Source organism: Streptomyces sp. NPDC045678, from assembly GCF_056432085.1.
The window spans coordinates 1-15,352 of sequence record NZ_JBWKJS010000003.1; the positions used below are offsets into that span (position 1 = coordinate 1).

Annotated in this window: 9 protein-coding genes; 3 read left to right on the plus strand and 6 right to left on the minus strand. The window is 72.6% G+C overall.

The window, feature by feature from the left end:
- Positions 1-418: 418 nt before the first annotated feature.
- Complete coding sequence (locus AC07DO_RS10870) at positions 419-967, minus strand: MarR family winged helix-turn-helix transcriptional regulator (RefSeq protein ID WP_479058611.1); 549 nt, start codon at positions 965-967, stop codon at positions 419-421.
- Between the two features lie 136 nt (positions 968-1,103).
- Between AC07DO_RS10870 and AC07DO_RS10875 the strand changes: the two genes are divergently transcribed.
- Positions 1,104-2,390, plus strand: a complete 1,287-nt coding sequence (locus AC07DO_RS10875; RefSeq protein ID WP_479058613.1) for an MFS transporter — start codon at positions 1,104-1,106, stop codon at positions 2,388-2,390.
- A gap of 38 nt (positions 2,391-2,428) precedes the next feature.
- Here AC07DO_RS10875 and AC07DO_RS10880 read toward each other — a convergent pair whose 3' ends face one another.
- Complete coding sequence (locus AC07DO_RS10880) at positions 2,429-4,126, minus strand: ATP-binding SpoIIE family protein phosphatase (protein WP_479058614.1); 1,698 nt, start codon at positions 4,124-4,126, stop codon at positions 2,429-2,431.
- A 165-nt stretch (positions 4,127-4,291) separates the two neighbouring features.
- Positions 4,292-5,686 (minus strand): NAD(P)/FAD-dependent oxidoreductase, encoded by a 1,395-nt coding sequence (locus AC07DO_RS10885; protein WP_479058616.1) that lies wholly within the window; start codon positions 5,684-5,686, stop codon positions 4,292-4,294.
- Positions 5,687-6,058: 372 nt separating this feature from the next.
- Here AC07DO_RS10885 and AC07DO_RS10890 point away from each other — a divergent pair, with 372 nt between their 5' ends.
- Together AC07DO_RS10890 and AC07DO_RS10895 are read left to right on the plus strand one after the other, a co-directional pair.
- Positions 6,059-6,826, plus strand: coding sequence for a TetR/AcrR family transcriptional regulator (locus AC07DO_RS10890; protein WP_479058618.1), 768 nt, complete (start codon positions 6,059-6,061; stop codon positions 6,824-6,826).
- 245 nt (positions 6,827-7,071) lie between these two features.
- Entirely contained in the window at positions 7,072-8,967 is a 1,896-nt protein-coding gene (locus tag AC07DO_RS10895) for a sigma-70 family RNA polymerase sigma factor (RefSeq protein ID WP_479058620.1), read from the plus strand.
- A gap of 75 nt (positions 8,968-9,042) precedes the next feature.
- Here the strand turns inward: AC07DO_RS10895 and AC07DO_RS10900 are convergent, their stop codons facing one another.
- From AC07DO_RS10900 to AC07DO_RS10910, 3 genes are all read right to left on the minus strand, one after another.
- Complete coding sequence (locus AC07DO_RS10900; RefSeq protein WP_479059708.1) at positions 9,043-12,522, minus strand: AfsR/SARP family transcriptional regulator; 3,480 nt, start codon at positions 12,520-12,522, stop codon at positions 9,043-9,045.
- Between the two features lie 120 nt (positions 12,523-12,642).
- A complete protein-coding gene (locus AC07DO_RS10905; RefSeq protein WP_479058621.1) occupies positions 12,643-14,727 on the minus strand; it encodes an asparagine synthase-related protein in 2,085 nt (694 codons plus the stop codon).
- Positions 14,654-14,812, minus strand: a complete 159-nt coding sequence (locus AC07DO_RS10910; protein ID WP_479059751.1) for a hypothetical protein — start codon at positions 14,810-14,812, stop codon at positions 14,654-14,656. The genes AC07DO_RS10905 and AC07DO_RS10910 overlap by 74 nt, the downstream gene beginning before the upstream one ends.
- Positions 14,813-15,352 lie beyond the last annotated feature (540 nt).

Genomic DNA, 15,352 nt, shown 5'->3' on the forward strand with positions numbered 1-15,352 from the left:
GTGTTTCTTTTGTTCTTGCGTTTCCGACTCTATCAGACTCTTTCGTGTCCGATTTCCTCGGTGCCTTTCCGGTTCCCGCTCCGGCCTTTCGGCTTCGCGTTTCCCTTTCCGGCGGTTCCGACTCTATCAGATCCTTTCGGGCCTGACTCCCAGTCAGAGGGGGTTGTCTTTGCGGCTGTTGGGCCGTTCCGACGTCTCAAACTCTAGCGGGTTTTCCCGACGACTCATAATCGAGCCTTGGAATTGAATTCGGGCACGCCGAATCGGTTCCGTTGGGAGGTCGTGCAGAGTTTGGTTTGCCGCTTTCCGCGGCGGGAGGTGCTGTCGCAGAACCGTTACGGCTCCGTGGCAACCCGAAGAACCTTACGGGTCGGGCAAGTGACTGTCAACCCCGCCCTGTACCCCGCCGGAGGACGGTTCAGTCCAGGTCCGTCAGGCGTCCGCCCGCGTCCGGCTGAGCGTGCTCCACGCGACGGAGAAGACGGGTCAGCACCTCACCCAGCGCACCGCGCTCGTCCTGGGACAGGTCCTGGAGGAGGTCCTCCTCGAAGACCGTGGCGAGACGCATCGCCTCCAGCCACTTCTCACGCCCCTCCGACGTCAGCTCCACGATGACGCGGACCCGGTTGTTCTCGTCGCGGTCCCGCGTGACCAGGCCCTCCGCCACCATGCGGTCGATCCGGTGGGTCATCGCGGCCGGCGTGAGGCCGAGGCGCTTGGCCAGATCGCCGGGGCCCATTTGGTACGGGGCTCCGGAGAGGACGAGGGCCTTGAGGACCTCCCACTCGGCGTTGCTGATGCCGAGGGTCGCCGTCTGGCGGCCGTAGGCGACGTTCATGCGGCGGTTCAGGCGGCCGAGGGCCGAGACGATCTCCTCGACCTGGGGGTCGAGGTCCTGGAACTCCCGCTGATACGCGGCGATCTGCTCTTCAAGTGTCGGCTCACTTGGGCCGGGGGTGTCACCCATGGGCCGAGTATGGCACGCCCCCGCTTGGCATTGAAGTCCTTCGGTGTGTACAGTTTAGACTCGAACTTTAGCTTCGAAGTCTTCACTTCTAAGTCTCCACACCACTCTCTCAAGGCAGGTGAAAGTGACCAGGGCGATGGGCGCAGCGATGCGTCGTATTCAGGCAGGCAGCGCGCTGAGCGCGTTTGGCATCGGGTTCACGGTTCCGTTCCTCTACGTCTATGTGGCGCAGGTGCGGGAGCTGGGTTCCAGTGCGGCGGGCATCGTGCTCGCCGCGTTCGCCATGGCCGCTCTGATCGTCCTGCCCATCACCGGCCGCGTCATCGACCGTCGCGGCCCCCTGCCCGTGCTCGTGGGTGCGGCGGGTGTCGCCTCCGTGGGCGCGGTCGCGCTCGGTCTGGCGAACAGCGAGCCGACGGCGATCCTCTCCGCGGCGCTGCTCGGTGCCGGTACGGCGGTCATGCAGCCGGCGCTCGCGACGATGATCGTCTGGTCGTCGACGCCCGCCACCCGCACGCGGTCCTTCGCGATGCAGTTCTTCCTGCAGAACCTGGGCCTCGGCATCGGTGGTCTCATCGGCGGCCAGATCGTCGACGAGAGCCGTCCGAGCAGCTTCACGCTGCTGTTCTCCATCGAGTCCGTGATGTTCCTGGTGCTCGCGGCGATCGCGCTCACCGTGCGGCTGCCGCACGCGCCGTCCATCCAGGACGCGATGCCGAAGGACGCCTCCGCTCCGCGGGGCGGCATGCGTGCGCTCCTGCGGCACAAGGCCATGGTGCAGCTGTGCGTGCTCGGCTTCGTGATCTTCTTCGCCTGCTACGGGCAGTTCGAATCGGGTCTCTCCGCGTACGGCGTGGAGGCCGCGGGCATCTCCGCGTCGACGCTCGGCATCGCGCTGGCCGCCAACACGGCCATGATCGTGATCGCGCAGTTCGCCGTCCTGAAGTTCGTCGAGCGGCGCAAGCGCTCCCGTGTGATCGCGGCCGTCGGCCTGATCTGGGCCTTCGCGTGGCTGCTCGCCGGGTACGCGGGCGTCGGGCACGGCAGCCAAGCGATGGCGACCGCCGCGTTCATCTCGACGTACGCCCTCTTCGGGCTCGGTGAGGCGATGCTGTCGCCGACCGTCGCGCCGCTGGTCGCCGATCTGGCGCCGGGCGGCATGGTCGGTCAGTACAACTCGGCCTTCGCCCTGGTGAAGCAGCTGGCCCTCGCGGTCGGTCCGGCCGTGGGCGGGCCGATGGGTGCCGCGCTGCACGTCCCGTACATCGTGACGTTCGTTCTGTTCTCGCTGGGCATCACGGTGCTCGCGGTGCGGCTCGGGCGCCGGCTCACGCCGCTCCAGAACCAGCCTTCGCTGGCCAAGAGCCCGGTGGTGGCGCAGGGCGGCCCGGCCACGGCCGCGCCCGCCAAGGCCGACGCGTAACGCACCCTTCTCAACGCGAGCCGGCTGCTCGGCGCGCGCTACTTGGGGAGCGCGAACTCGCACCAGACGGCCTTGCCCCCGCCCGGTGTGCGGCGCGAGCCCCAGTTCGACGCGATCGTGGCGACGATGGCGATGCCGCGTCCCGCCTCGTCGGCCGGTTCGGCGCGGCGGCGGCGCGGCAGGTGGTCGTCGCCGTCGGTGACCTCGATGATCAGCCGGCGGTCGGTGCGGCGCAGGCGCAGCCGCATCGGCGGGGTGCCGTGCTGGAGGGAGTTCGCGACCAGTTCGCTGGCCGCGAGGACTCCCAGGTCGTGCAGTTCCGGGGAGAAGCGCCAGCTGGCGAGGACGCCGGTGGCGAAGGCACGCGCGCGTGGGGCGGCTTCCACACCGCCGAGGAGCTCCAGGGCGGCGTTCCTGAACAGTTCGGCGTCGCCTCCGGCGCGGGCCGGGTGCTGGAGGACCAGGACGGCCACGTCGTCGTCGTGGTCGGCCGTCACTCCCAGAGCGCGGATCAGGCGGTCGCACACCACCTGGGGCGTGCCGGTGGCGCCGGCGAGGGCGCGTTCCAGTGAGGCCACGCCCTCGTCGATGTCCTCACTGCGCCGTTCGACGAGGCCGTCCGTGTAGAGGACGGCGGTGGAGCCGGGGCCGAGGGGGACGGAGCCCGAGGTGTGCAGCCAGCCTCCGGTGCCGAGCGGCGGTCCCGTGGGCTCCTCCGCGCGGTGGATCGTGCCGTGCTCGTCGCGCACGAGGATGGGGAGGTGCCCCGCCGATGCGTAGACGAGGCTTCCTTCGTTCGGGTCGTGCACCGCGTAGACACACGTGGCGATCTGGCTGGGGTCGATCTCGGTGGCGAGGCCGTCCAGGAGCTGAAGGACCTCGTGCGGGGGCAGGTCGAGGCGGGCGTACGCCCGCACGGCTGTGCGGAGCTGGCCCATGACGGCGGCCGCTCGCACGCCGCGGCCCATCACGTCGCCGATGACGAGGGCGGTGCGGCCGCCGCCGAGGGTGATCACGTCGTACCAGTCGCCGCCGACCGCCGCCTCGGTGCCGCCCGGCTGGTACGTGGCGGCGATGCGCAGGTCGTCGGGCTGCTCCAACTCCTGGGGCAGCAGTGACTTCTGGAGGGTGACGGCGGTCTCGCGCTGGGCGCGTTCGCTGGTGCGCAGGCGTTCGGCGGCCTCGGCGTGGTCGGTGACGTCGGCGGCGAACACGAGGACGCCGCCGCCCTCCTCCGGTCCTGCCGCGGAGCCGCCGAGCGGCAGCGTCACGGGGGTGCACGTGAACGTGTACGACCGGCCGGAGGCCGCTTTGCGGGACTTCACGGTGCGCGGCTTCGAGCTGCGCAGGACCTGGTCGAGGAGTGAGAGCAGGCCAAGCTCGGTCAGTTCGGGCAGGGCCACGCGCGCGGGTTCGCCGACGGGCCGGGGGCCGAAGGCGGCGGCGTACGCGTCGTTGACGTACGCGATGCGGTGGTCGGTGCCGTGCACCAGGGCGACGAGGGCCGGGATGCGGTCGAGCACCTCGCGGACGGGCAGTTCCTCGATGCCGTCGGGCCCGGTGAGGCCGACGGCACCGCCCGGTGGGAGGGGTTCCCCCTCCGCGGCGGGCCGCTCGGCGCGGGCCGCGGGGACGGAGCCGTCCCCGCGCGGTGCCGTGGAGACCGCTTGTTCGGGCCGCGCTGCTGCGCGGCGCTGCGTTCCGGGGAGCCGGGCGCTCCAGCGCGTGAAGTTCACTGCGGTAGGCCTCGTGGTGTCGCTTCTGGATCGGGAACACAGCAGGTCGGGAGCGGACGTCCCTGGTGTCGGCCTGACGGCCTGCCCACGGACACACGAACAGTCTGACCGAACGGACTGACATCCGTCAGACGCCGGTCCTGTGCGGGGAGTTCCTGACTCCGGTCAGGAGGACTCCTTCGGGCGCTCCCCACCGGCCGCGAGTTCGAACTCCGCACGGGGGTGTTCGAGCGACCCCAGGGAGACGATCTCACGCTTGAACAGGCCGGACAGGGTCCATTCGGCGAGCACTCGGGACTTGCGGTTGATGGTCGGCACTCTGCTCAGGTGGTAGATGCGGTGCATGAACCAGGCAGGGTAGCCCTTCAGCTTGCGTCCGTAGACGTGCGCGACACCTTTGTGCAGTCCCAGGGACGCCACGGAGCCGACGTACTCGTGCTCGTACTCCTGGAGAGGGCGCTCACGCAGGGACGCGACGATGTTGTCGGCGAGGACCTTGGCCTGGCGCACCGCATGCTGGGCGTTGGGGGCGCACTCCGTGCCCGGCTCGTCCGCGGTGATGTCGGGGACCGCGGCGGCGTCGCCCGCGCCCCACGCGTGCGGGGCACCGTCGACGGCCAGCTGTGCGGTGCACCGGAGGCGGCCGCGTTCGTTCAGCGGCAGGTCGGTGGCGGCGAGCACGGGGTGCGCCTTGACGCCCGCGGTCCAGACGACGGTGCGGGTGGGGTGCCGGGCGCCGTCGCTGAGGACGGCCACGCGGTCCTCGCACGACTCGAGACGGGTCTCCAGGCGTACGTCGATATTGCGCCTTCGCAGCTCGCGCACCGTGTACTTGCCCATTTCCTCGCCGACTTCGGGCAGGATGCGGCCCGTCGCCTCGACGAGGATCCACTTCATGTCCTCGGCCTTGATGTTGTGGTAGTAGCGGGACGCGTAGCGCGCCATGTCCTCCAGCTCGCCGAGCGCCTCGACACCCGCGTAACCGCCCCCTACGAAGACGAAGGTCAGGGCGGCGTCGCGGATCGCGGGGTCGCGCGTGGAGGAGGCGATGTCCATCTGTTCGATGACGTGGTTGCGCAGGCCGATGGCCTCTTCGACGGTCTTGAAGCCGATGGCGTACTCGGCGAGTCCCGGCACCGGAAGCGTACGGGCGATGGAGCCGGGGGCCATGACGAGTTCGTCGTACGCGATCTGGACCGATCCGGTGCCTTCTTCCTCGGTGGCGAGGGTCGTGAAGGTCGCGGTGCGTTTCGTGTGATCGACGGATTCGACCTCGCCGATGACGATGCGGCATTTGTCGAGCGTGCGGCGGAGCGGCACGACGACGTGGCGCGGCGAAATGGATCCCGCGGCGGCTTCGGGCAGGAACGGTTGATACGTCATATATGGATCGGGCGCGATCACAACGATCTCGACCTCACCCCGCTTGAGCTCGCGTTTCAGCTTTCGCTGGAGTCTCAGCGCGGTGTACATGCCGACGTAGCCGCCGCCGACGACGAGAATGCGTACACAGTCCGGGGGCACCGGGGTCGTCCCCCGGGAGATCGCAGCCTTCACCATCCCATGACGCACCGGGCTTTGGCGTTTGTCCACAGGCCCGGCAATTTGTGTGACCGGGAGCGGTGTGCGGGAGTACCCCGGATTTCCGCTGTCGGGCGCACGAGGTGCGCAGGTCAGCGGGGGCGAAGGGGGAGCGGAAGAGGGGCAGGGGAAGGCCGGAAAGGGCGCATACTCCGATCGGGGGGCGCGCTGTGCGGAACCCGCCTCTTCTGAATTGACCCCCGCTCAACTATGTTCGTGTGACGTCGGGGTGTCGGGGGATGCGCTCGTCGGGCCGGTTTTCCGGCTCGTGGAAGGGCTCGCTCCTCACACTTCGGTAGTCAATGGCGGGGAGTGTCTCCGGGGGGAGACGTCATTACCGGGGGAACGTGTATGCACATTCAGGAGACTCACTGGACTTCCGCTGCCGTGTCGGCATCAGCCGTCGGCCCGAGCGGGAACGGACGCGACATGGGGGAAGGAGCGCGCACGACACCGCTGCGTGTCGACGCACAGCGCAATCTCGAACACGTGCTGAGGGCGGCACGCGAAGTCTTCGGCGAGCTGGGTTACGGCGCGCCGATGGAAGACGTGGCGCGCCGCGCGCGCGTCGGGGTCGGCACGGTCTACCGCCGCTTCCCGAGCAAGGACGTGCTGGTCAGGCGGATAGCCGAGGAGGAGACCTCCCGGCTGACCGACCAGGCCCGCGCGGCGCTCGGGCAGGAGGACGAGCCGTGGTCGGCGCTCTCGCGCTTCCTGCGGACGTCCGTGGCATCGGGGGCGGGCCGGCTGCTGCCGCCGCAGGTGCTGCGGGTGAGCGTCGAGGACGGCGCCAAGGAGGACGAGGTGCGGGTGCCGCAGCAGCGGCAGCCGGCCACGGACTCCCCCGACCTGCGTCTCGTCGAACAGCGCCAGGCGCCCGTCGAGGAGTCGACCTCGCTGGGTGACGACACGGGAGCGGCGACGCTCCTCGACGTCGTCGGCCGTCTCGTGGAGCGTGCCCGCGCCGCGGGCGAGCTGCGGGCGGACGTGACGGTGTCCGACGTCCTGCTGGTGATCGCCACGGCGGCGCCCTCGCTGCCGGACGCGGCACAGCAGGCGGCGGCCTCGTCGCGGCTTCTCGACATCCTGCTGGAGGGCCTGCGGTCACGGCCCGCGTAACCGTACGGATCGTTGCCGCTCACTCGCCCGTGCTGCGCCTGTGAGCAGTGCCCATGCGGCGGAAGGCTCAACGTCACGGTGAACGCCGGACGTTGAGCCTTCCCCGAATGGGTGAACGGTAGTGCTCGATTACGGGAAGTCGCCCCGGACGGGTGGTTGAACGTCTTCCCTCTCGGCCGCGGCACGACCGTGTGGCACGCTTTGCCGGTGGTCGGGTCTGAGTGTGCAACCGGGGGCGTTCCGCGATGAGTGTTGACGGTCGGGACGAGGCGCCCCAGGACGGTCCGGGCAGCGGTGCGGGAGGCCCCGTCGGCGCGGCCGACGCCGCAGGTCCGAGCGTGCCTCCGCAGCGCGGGGGCGGCCCGGGCGCCTCGGTTCCGGGAGGCGCCGAAGTCCCGGTTCCCGACGCCGACCTGATCGCGCGGATGCGCTCCGGCGACGACTCCGCGTACGAGGAGCTGTACCGCCGCCACGCCGAAGCCGTGCGTCGCTACGCCCGCACCTGCTGCCGTGACGCCCACACCGCCGACGACCTCACCGCCGAGGTGTTCGCCCGCATGCTGCAGGCGGTGCGCGGCGGCAGCGGCCCCGAGCACGCCGTGCGCGCCTATCTGCTCACCACCGTGCGGCGCGTCGCCGCCGGGTGGACGAAGTCGGCGAAGCGGGAGCACCTGGTCGACGACTTCGCGGTGTTCGCCGCGCAGGCCGCGGAGGTCTCCGACGACACCGCGTCCGGCTCCTTCGGAGCGGGCCTGGACCTGGGCGCGGACGTCCGCGCGATGCACGAGGCCGAGCAGTCGATGGCCATGCAGGCCTTCCGGAGCCTGCCGGAGCGCTGGCAGGCCGTGCTGTGGCACACGGAGGTCGAGGACGAGTCGCCCAGCGACGTCGCCACGCTCTTCGGCCTCGACGCGAACGGCACGCGCGTGCTCGCGAGCCGGGCCCGCGAGGGTCTCAAACAGGCCTACTTGCAGGCGCATGTGAGCGCCACGCTCACCGAGAGCGAGGAGTGCGCGCGCTACGCCGACCGGCTCGGTGCCTACGCGCGCGGCGGCCTGCGCACCCGCGCCGAGCGCGGTCTGCGCAAGCACTTGGAGGAGTGCGCGAAGTGCCGGCTCGCCGCCGGGCAGATCAAGGACGTCGCGAGCGGGATTCCCGCGGTCGTGCCGATCGCCGTCATCGGCTGGTTCGGTGCCGCCGGGTACGCGAAGGTGGCGGCGCTCGTCGGCGGCGGCGCCGCCGGAGCGGGCGCCGCGGGGGCCGCCGGTGCGGCCGCGGCCGGCGGGTCGACGGGCGGGTCCGCGGCGGGCGGGGCCGCCGCGTCCGAGGGGCTCGGCGCGCCCGCGAAGGCCGGTATCGCGGCGGGCGTCGTCGTGGCGGCCGGGGTCGTCGCGGCGATCGCCCTCACGGGAGGGGGCGGCAAGCCGAAGGCGGACCCGCCGCCGTCCAAGGAGCCCGTGGTCTCCGAGTCGGTCGTGCCGCGGAAGCCTCCGCCCGAGAAGCCGAAGGCCAAGCCGAAGCCGCCGCCCCCCGCGCCGAAGCCGACCCCGAAGCCCACGCCCACTCCCACCCCCACCCCCACGCCGAAGCCGAAGCCTCCCGCCAAGGACAAGCCCCGGCCGAAGCCCACACCCCCGCCCGCTCCGAAGCCCCGGCCGACCCCGCCGAAGCCGACCCCGAAGCCACCGCCCCCGCCGCCCCCGGCCCCCAGGGTCTACCAGTGGAACGAGCTGAAGTACGGCCTCACCGGCGACGGCACCAAGCCCGAGATGCGGCTCACCGAGAGCAGCTGGGTGTGGCAGCGCTGGGGTCTGTCGGTCGGCGACAGGCGCTACTCCCACGGCGTGACCGTGCACGGCCGGTCCTCCGTCACCATCGATCTGAACCGCAGCTGCTCGACGTACGACGCGGTCGTCGGCGTCGACGACATGACGATGGGCCTCGGCAGGGTGCGCTTCTCCGTGTACGGGGACGGGGCGCGGTTGTGGCAGTCCCCGCTGGTCAAGGGCGGTGACCCGGCGGTGCCGGTGCATGTGAACCTGAGCGGCCGCAGCACGGTCAGACTCGTCGTCGAACCGCACACGCCGTTCGACACGACGGCGCTCGCGGACTGGGCGCAGTCACGCATGACCTGCCGCTAGACGCTTCGGCGCCTGCCCGGACACTGAGGCGCCTGCCGGGCGCTGAGGCATCTGCCCGGGCGCTGAGGCGTCTGCCTAGGCGCTCGCGTCTCCGACGACCGCGGTCGCGAGCTCCAGCTCCGCCAGCACCTCGTCCGTCGTCAGCTCACCGCCCGCGACGCGCTCACGCTCGTACGCGGCCGGGCCGAGCGCCGCCAGGGCCGCGCGCTCCACGCGGTCCGCCTGCGCGTCCTCCGGGTGGGGCCGCGGGTTGCCGTTGCGCAGGGTGGTGGCGGTGGCCAGGGCGCGGGTCGCGCGCGTGTGCTCGCCGAGGTCGCTGAGCAGCGCCGCCGCGCCGTCCACCAGCGACGCCACGATCACTTCGGAGCACCGGGTCTCCACGGCTTCGCGCACCGCGCCGGTGACGATCGGCAGCCCCTTGGCGGGACCGGACTCGGCCGCTGCGACACGGGCCTCCATGCTGCTCAGGGCGACGCTGAACTGCGGGGGCGGCGTGCCGTACGCGGACTCGGCCCGCGATGCCTCGCACAGCGCGCGGGCCGTGTCGATGTCCCCCTCGTCCAGGGCGATCAGTGCCCCGAGGAGCCGTACGAAGGCGCGTGAGTCCGTCACCGCGTACCGGTCGGCCTCCCGGCGTGCCTCGTCGAGCACCTTCGTCGCCACGGCGCGGTCGCCCTGGCGGTAGGCGACCTCGGCGAGCCGGGCGAGCAGGAACGAGGACTCCGCGAAAGCGCCCACTTCATAGGCGAGGCGCAGCGCCTCTTCGTACTCGACGCGGGCCTCCTCGTGGTTGCTGCGCGCCATGGCCGCCTCGCCCGCCGCACTGCACACCTGGGCGCGCATCCAGCGGTCGCCGACCCGTCGGCTCAGCTCCCGCAGCTCCGCCAGGTCCTCGTCGACGCCGGAGAGGTTGCCTGGCATGTCGACGGCCATGTGCGTGCGGAACATGAGGATGACGCCGAGGTCCCATTCCTCGCCGTGGCGACGGCAGTTCTCCACGGTCCGGTTCAGCGGGGCCAGCGCGTCCTCGTGGGTGCCGCCGGTGAAGAAGATGGTGAACGGCCAGAGCAGCCCGGGGAAGCGGGCGGTCTCGGGCAGGGACTGCGAGAAGGCGGCGCGCAGCCCCTCGACGAGCGCCGGGTCCCCCCATTCCTCGTGGTGGGCCGGTGAGTCCGCGGGCCTGGACTCCGCGACCAGGCACAGGTGCAGCAGCTTGAGCCGCATCCACGGCCAGTAGAGCGGATCGTCCTCGGCGGGCAGGCCGGGTGGCGCGAGTTCCAGGACGCGGGCCATCCAGTCGGCGCCCTCCCTGCGGTAGTTGCGCAGCCACCAGAACCAGCCCGTGTTCAGGGCCATGTCGATCGCGCCGGCCGCGTCACCGGTGGCGGCGGTGCGCTGCAGTGCGGCCCGGATGTTGTCGAGGTCCGTCTCCAGGCGGCTGATCCACGGCAGTTGCTCCGCGGAGCGGAGCAGGGGCTCGGCGCGGGCGACGAGCTCCCGGAAGTACGCCGAGTGGCGTGCCTCGGCCGCGGCGAGCAGGGCGGGCGTCTCGGCGGCGCGCTCGGTCGCGTACTCGTGGATGGTCTCCAGGAGGCGGTACCGCATGCCGCCGGCGGGGCTCGCGGACGGGACGGCGACCACCAGGGACTTGTCGACGAGGGCGCCGATGAGGTCGGTGGCGGGCGCGGTGCACACGGCCTCGGCGGCCGGGAGGTCCCAGCTGCCCGCGAAGACGGACGCCTCGCGCAGCACGGTCCGTTCGGCCTCGTCGAGGAGGTCCCAGGACCAGTCGACGACGGCCCGCAGGGTCTGCTGACGGGGCAGGACCGTGCGGCTGCCGCTGGTCAGGAGGCGGAAGCGGTCGTCGAGGCGGTCGGCGATCTGGCGCGGGGTGAGCAGCCGCAGGCGGGCGGCGGCCAGTTCGATGGCGAGCGGAAGGCCGTCGAGACGGCGGCAGATCTCGGCGACGGCATCGGCGTCCGCCTCCGGATCGAAGCCGGGCCGCACCGCGACGGCCCGCTCCGTGAACAGGCGGTGTGCCGGGTCGGGCGGGAGCGGCTCGACAGGGCGGACCGCTTCACCCGGCACCCCCAGGGGTTCGCGGCTGGTGGCGAGGATGGTGAGGCCCGGGCAGTGCGTGAGGAGGGTCTCGGCGAGCTCGGCGGCGGCGCCGATCACGTGTTCGCAGTTGTCAAGGAGCAGGAGCAGGCTGCGCGGGGCGCAGTACTCGACGAGCAGGGCGACCGGGTCGTCCTGCGAGGTGGTCAGTTCGCTGGTCATCAGGATGGTCTCGCGCAGGTCGAGCGCGCTGACGACAGCGCCGGGCACCGCCTCGGGATGGTCGAGCGGGGCGAGCTCGGCCAGCCATGCCTGCGGATGCCCGGCGGCGGCTTCCTCGGCGAGGCGGGTCTTTCCGGAGCCGCCCGGTCCGGTGAGGGTGACGAGGCGGGCCCTTCGCAAGTCTGAACGGATGGCGTCGAGTTCGGGTTCCCGGCCGACGAAAGAGGTCAGGCGGGTGCGGATGTTGCTGCTCTGGTCGGTTCGTCCGGCCCGCTGGGGCTGCGACGGCTGCGGATCTCCTGACGGTTGCTGCGTCGGTTCGCCGTGGGGCTGCCGCTGTGCCGGTTCGCCGTGGGGCTGCCGCTGTGCCGGCTCGCCGGGAAGCTGCCGCTGTGCCGGTTCGCCGTGGGGCTGCCGCAGTTCCTGACTCGCCTGCTGCCGTCCCGGGCCTGCCTGGTACTGGCCCTCACCCGCCTCGTGCTGCCCTCGACTCGCCTGGTGCTGTCCCTGACCCGCTTGCCACCGCTCCCGACCCGCCGGTTCCTGCCGGGGCGGCTCCGGGGCCGCGAGCAACGCGGCGTGCAGCGCGCGCAGTTCCGGGCCCGGGTCGGTGCCGAGTCCGTCGGCGAGGGCGCGGCGCGCTTCCTCGTACGCGGCGAGGGCGTCGGCTCCGCGGCCGGCGTCGCGCAGGGCGCGGATCAGCAGGGCGCGCAGTGCCTCGTCGTAGGGCTGGGCGGAGGTCAGCTCGCGCAGTTCCGGTACGACCTCGGGGGCGCGGCCGAGGACGAGGTCCGCCTCGATCCGTGCGCGGACGGCCTCCGCGCGCTCTGCCTCGGGGCGCGCCGCGGTGGCGCGGTCGGGCAGGTCGGCGAGGGCGGGGCCGCGCCACAGGGCGAGCGCGTCGCGCAGGGTGCGGGCGGCCAGGGCCGGGTCGCCGCGGTCCAGCGCCGCCCTGCCCTCGCGCGCGAGGCGTTCGAAGCGGTGCAGGTCGACGTCGTCGGGGGCGACCGCGAGGCGGTAGCCGCCGGGGGCGGACACCACGGCGTCCTTGCCGACGGCCCGGCGCAGACGGCCCACCAGGGCCTGGAGCGCGGCGGGCGCGTCGGCCGGCGGGTCTCCCGCCCAGACCTCTTCGATGAGCGCACCGACGGTCGCCGTGCGGTTCGCCTGGAGCGCGAGGGCGGCGAGCAGGGCACGCAGCCGCTGGCCCCCTACGGACAGAGGGGCGCCTTGGTCGTCGTACGCCTCGGTGGCGCCCAGGATTCGGTACCGCACCACGTCATTCTCCCCGCCCGGTTGCGCCACGGCGCCTGCTTTCTTTTCGGGCGCGCGTCGCCGGTGCCGCGATGCGGTGATGCGGTGATGCGGTTCAGGTCCTTGTGGCCCGGTCCGCCGCTATCGCCCCGCCCCTAGGGCTCCCCTCTGCGGAACCACACTCCCCGTAGGAACAGCTCGTTGCCGTGCCGGAGTCCCCGTCCAGCACGTTCCTCTTCGCGACAGGAGTCGCCGCAGCCACAGCTCGGTGGAGACCAGGTCGGCCAGGCCGTCCAGCGGAAGCGGTTCCCCTTCGGCGGCCGAGCGCAGGGCCTTGCGGACCACGCGGGCCTCGACGAGCCCCGCCTGGGCGAGCAGCGGGGTGTCGAAGAGATCGATGAGGTCGTCGACGGCCATGCGGAGCCCGGTGCGGGCGGCGGCCGCGTTCGAGGCGTGGGAGGGGGCGCCCCAGCCGGAGGGCAGTTCGGCGACCCCGGCGCCTTCGAGGACGGTGCGCAGGATGGAGGCCCGCGCCCCGGGCTGTACGCGCAGCGCCTCGGGGAGCGCCCGGCAGGCGCGGACGACCTGGTTGTCCAGGAAGGGCGTGTGCAGGCGCTGGAAGCGCACCTCGGCCGCCTGCTCCAGGACGCGCAGGTCCGCGGCGTGCCGGGCGAGGGCCGCCCGAGCGCGGAACTCACCGGGCCGCTGCCCCGGCCCGCCGGGACGCATGGTGGTGTCGTGGAGGCGAACCGATACTTCAGCGAGGGCCTCGCCGGTCAGCCAGCGCGCGGCCGGTCCCGGCCTGGCCCACGCGAGGGCGGCGAGCGACGCTCCCACCGCTCCGCCGGGTTCGTCGAAGCGGCGTTGCAGCAGGCGCTGGGCGAGCGATTCGACGCCCGCGCGGTGCGGCATGCGGGCGAGCTTGCGGGCGGCGCCGTACACGCGCGCGGGGACCATCACCGAGCCGTCGGCCTTCGCCAGCGCCGCCACGGGGCGCACCATGTGGCGTCGTTTGCGGTCCATCAGGAGGTCGGCGAGGCGGGCCGGGTGGGCGTCGAGCACCTGCCGGGCGCCGTAGCCGGTGAAGTGGTCGGCGCTGCCCGACGAGAGCCGGGCGCGGTGGCGCTGGGCGGCCACCAGGACGCCGCTCGGCTCGTCCGTGAGGGGCCCGTCCAGGTCGGCGTAGGGCAGTGCGTCCTCGCCCGCCGCTACGACCACGTGGTGCAGGCGCGGGTTGGCGGCGAGGGCGCCGGCCCGCTCCAGTTCGCCCTCCCTGCCGTTGACGGCCAGGTCGTTGAAGGTGACGGCGAGGAGCCGCTCCCCCGCGCCGGTGCCGTGGCCGAGCACCGTGCCGGGCATCCCGGGCAGACCGGCCGCAAGGAGAGCGAGGGTTCCAGAAGCGGGTCCTCCGGAGAGGTCGGCTCCGATGCCGGGCACCGGCATGCCTCGGGCCGCGCGCCGTTCGGCGGGGCCCATGCCGGGCACCGGTCCGGGGTCCATGCCCGTACCCGGTACGTGGCGGGGTGCGGTGAGGCGGGCGCGCACCGCGTCGATGAGGGCTTCGCGTACGCCGTCCACCGCGCTGTCGGGGTCGGTGGGGGCCGCGGCGACGGCCAGCGAGGCCACCGGTTCGTACCCGACGATCTCCCGTGCGCCCGCGCGCAGGATCAGCGCGTGCCCCGGGGGTACGCGCCGCACGCCCTGGTACGGAGTCGAGTCGTGCAGCGCTTCGGGGACGTCGGGGGCGGCGAGCAGCGCCGCGAGGTGACCGATGTCCAGGTGGGCCTCGATGAGGTCGGCGAGCGGCAGTGCGGCCGTTCCATAGGCCGTGCCGTCGGCCCACGGGGTGTAGAAGACGGGGCGGGCGCCCGCGAGGTCGCCGGCGACCATGACGCGGCGGCCGACCTGGACGACCGCCGTGTAACTGCCGGACCATGCGGTCAGATGGCGCAGGGCGCCGCCGCGTGCGGCGAAGAGTCCGACCCTGAGCTCCTCGTCGGAGGCTCCGCAGGTGCCGAGGACCGCGATGCGGCTCTGCTCGTCGGCCGTCACTGTCCGTACTTCGTCGGCCCGCCAGTCGCCGACCGCCCAGAGCGGATCCGGGTCGCCCCACAGGAGTTGGGAACCCACGGGGTGGACGGTCCGGCCGTCGTCACCGGTGGCCCCGGCCGAGCCCACCGTCGAGGATCTCGCGGTGGTACTGCTCCACCCCACCAACCACCGCATCGCTGCCTCCACAGGCTGTGGACGGGCCGTCGGCGAAGTGCCGCCGGGCACGGCCGACCAGTACACCGAAGAACTGGGGTCCCATGCTGCCACGAAGGAGGCGTGCGGGAAGGGCTGCGGGACGGCTTGCGCCCCCTGGAATGCGCCCCAGGTGAGCGGTAGTTGAGCGCGGAACGGCACCCTGCTTCTTGGTGAGGCTTCCGGGGAGCGCCCGGGCGCTCGTGCTCAGCCGGTGCGCACGGTGTGTGCGAGCTTGTGCGCTCGGCGCGTTCAGCCGTCACAGGCGCACGCCTGCGCCGCACCCGGGCGCAGGCGCACGCCGGACCCGAACGCACGCGCACATCGCGCTCGGACACATGCGCACACCGCCGCAATGGGCGTTGTGCCGGATTCTGTACACAGGTGCTTTTCGGCCAAATCGGCCTGGCGCGGCCTCGGGAGGGAACCGTTCGAGGGCAACACACAGCCCGGGAGGCGGTGTTCACCTCCCGGACCGGTCCGCCGCCCGCGGGGATGGAGGCGGCGGTGTCCCCCAGCCCACTGACTCCAGCGCAGCGGGCCGACCCACGCATCGCCAATGGAAGCCCTGCCGCCGTGGCCGGAGAAGAGCGCACACACGGGCGCA

What these genes read in the sequence shown, in the direction of transcription:
- AC07DO_RS10890 (WP_479058618.1), top strand. Translation starts at nt 6,059, where the DNA reads ATGCACATTCAGGAGACTCACTGGACTTCCGCTGCCGTGTCGGCATCA.
- AC07DO_RS10905 (WP_479058621.1), bottom strand. Translation starts at nt 14,727, where the DNA reads ATGCGGTGGTTGGTGGGGTGGAGCAGTACCACCGCGAGATCCTCGACG.
- AC07DO_RS10870 (WP_479058611.1), bottom strand. Translation starts at nt 967, where the DNA reads ATGGGTGACACCCCCGGCCCAAGTGAGCCGACACTTGAAGAGCAGATC.
- AC07DO_RS10875 (WP_479058613.1), top strand. Translation starts at nt 1,104, where the DNA reads ATGGGCGCAGCGATGCGTCGTATTCAGGCAGGCAGCGCGCTGAGCGCG.
- AC07DO_RS10895 (WP_479058620.1), top strand. Translation starts at nt 7,072, where the DNA reads ATGAGTGTTGACGGTCGGGACGAGGCGCCCCAGGACGGTCCGGGCAGC.
- AC07DO_RS10885 (WP_479058616.1), bottom strand. Translation starts at nt 5,686, where the DNA reads ATGGTGAAGGCTGCGATCTCCCGGGGGACGACCCCGGTGCCCCCGGAC.
- AC07DO_RS10910 (WP_479059751.1), bottom strand. Translation starts at nt 14,812, where the DNA reads ATGGGACCCCAGTTCTTCGGTGTACTGGTCGGCCGTGCCCGGCGGCAC.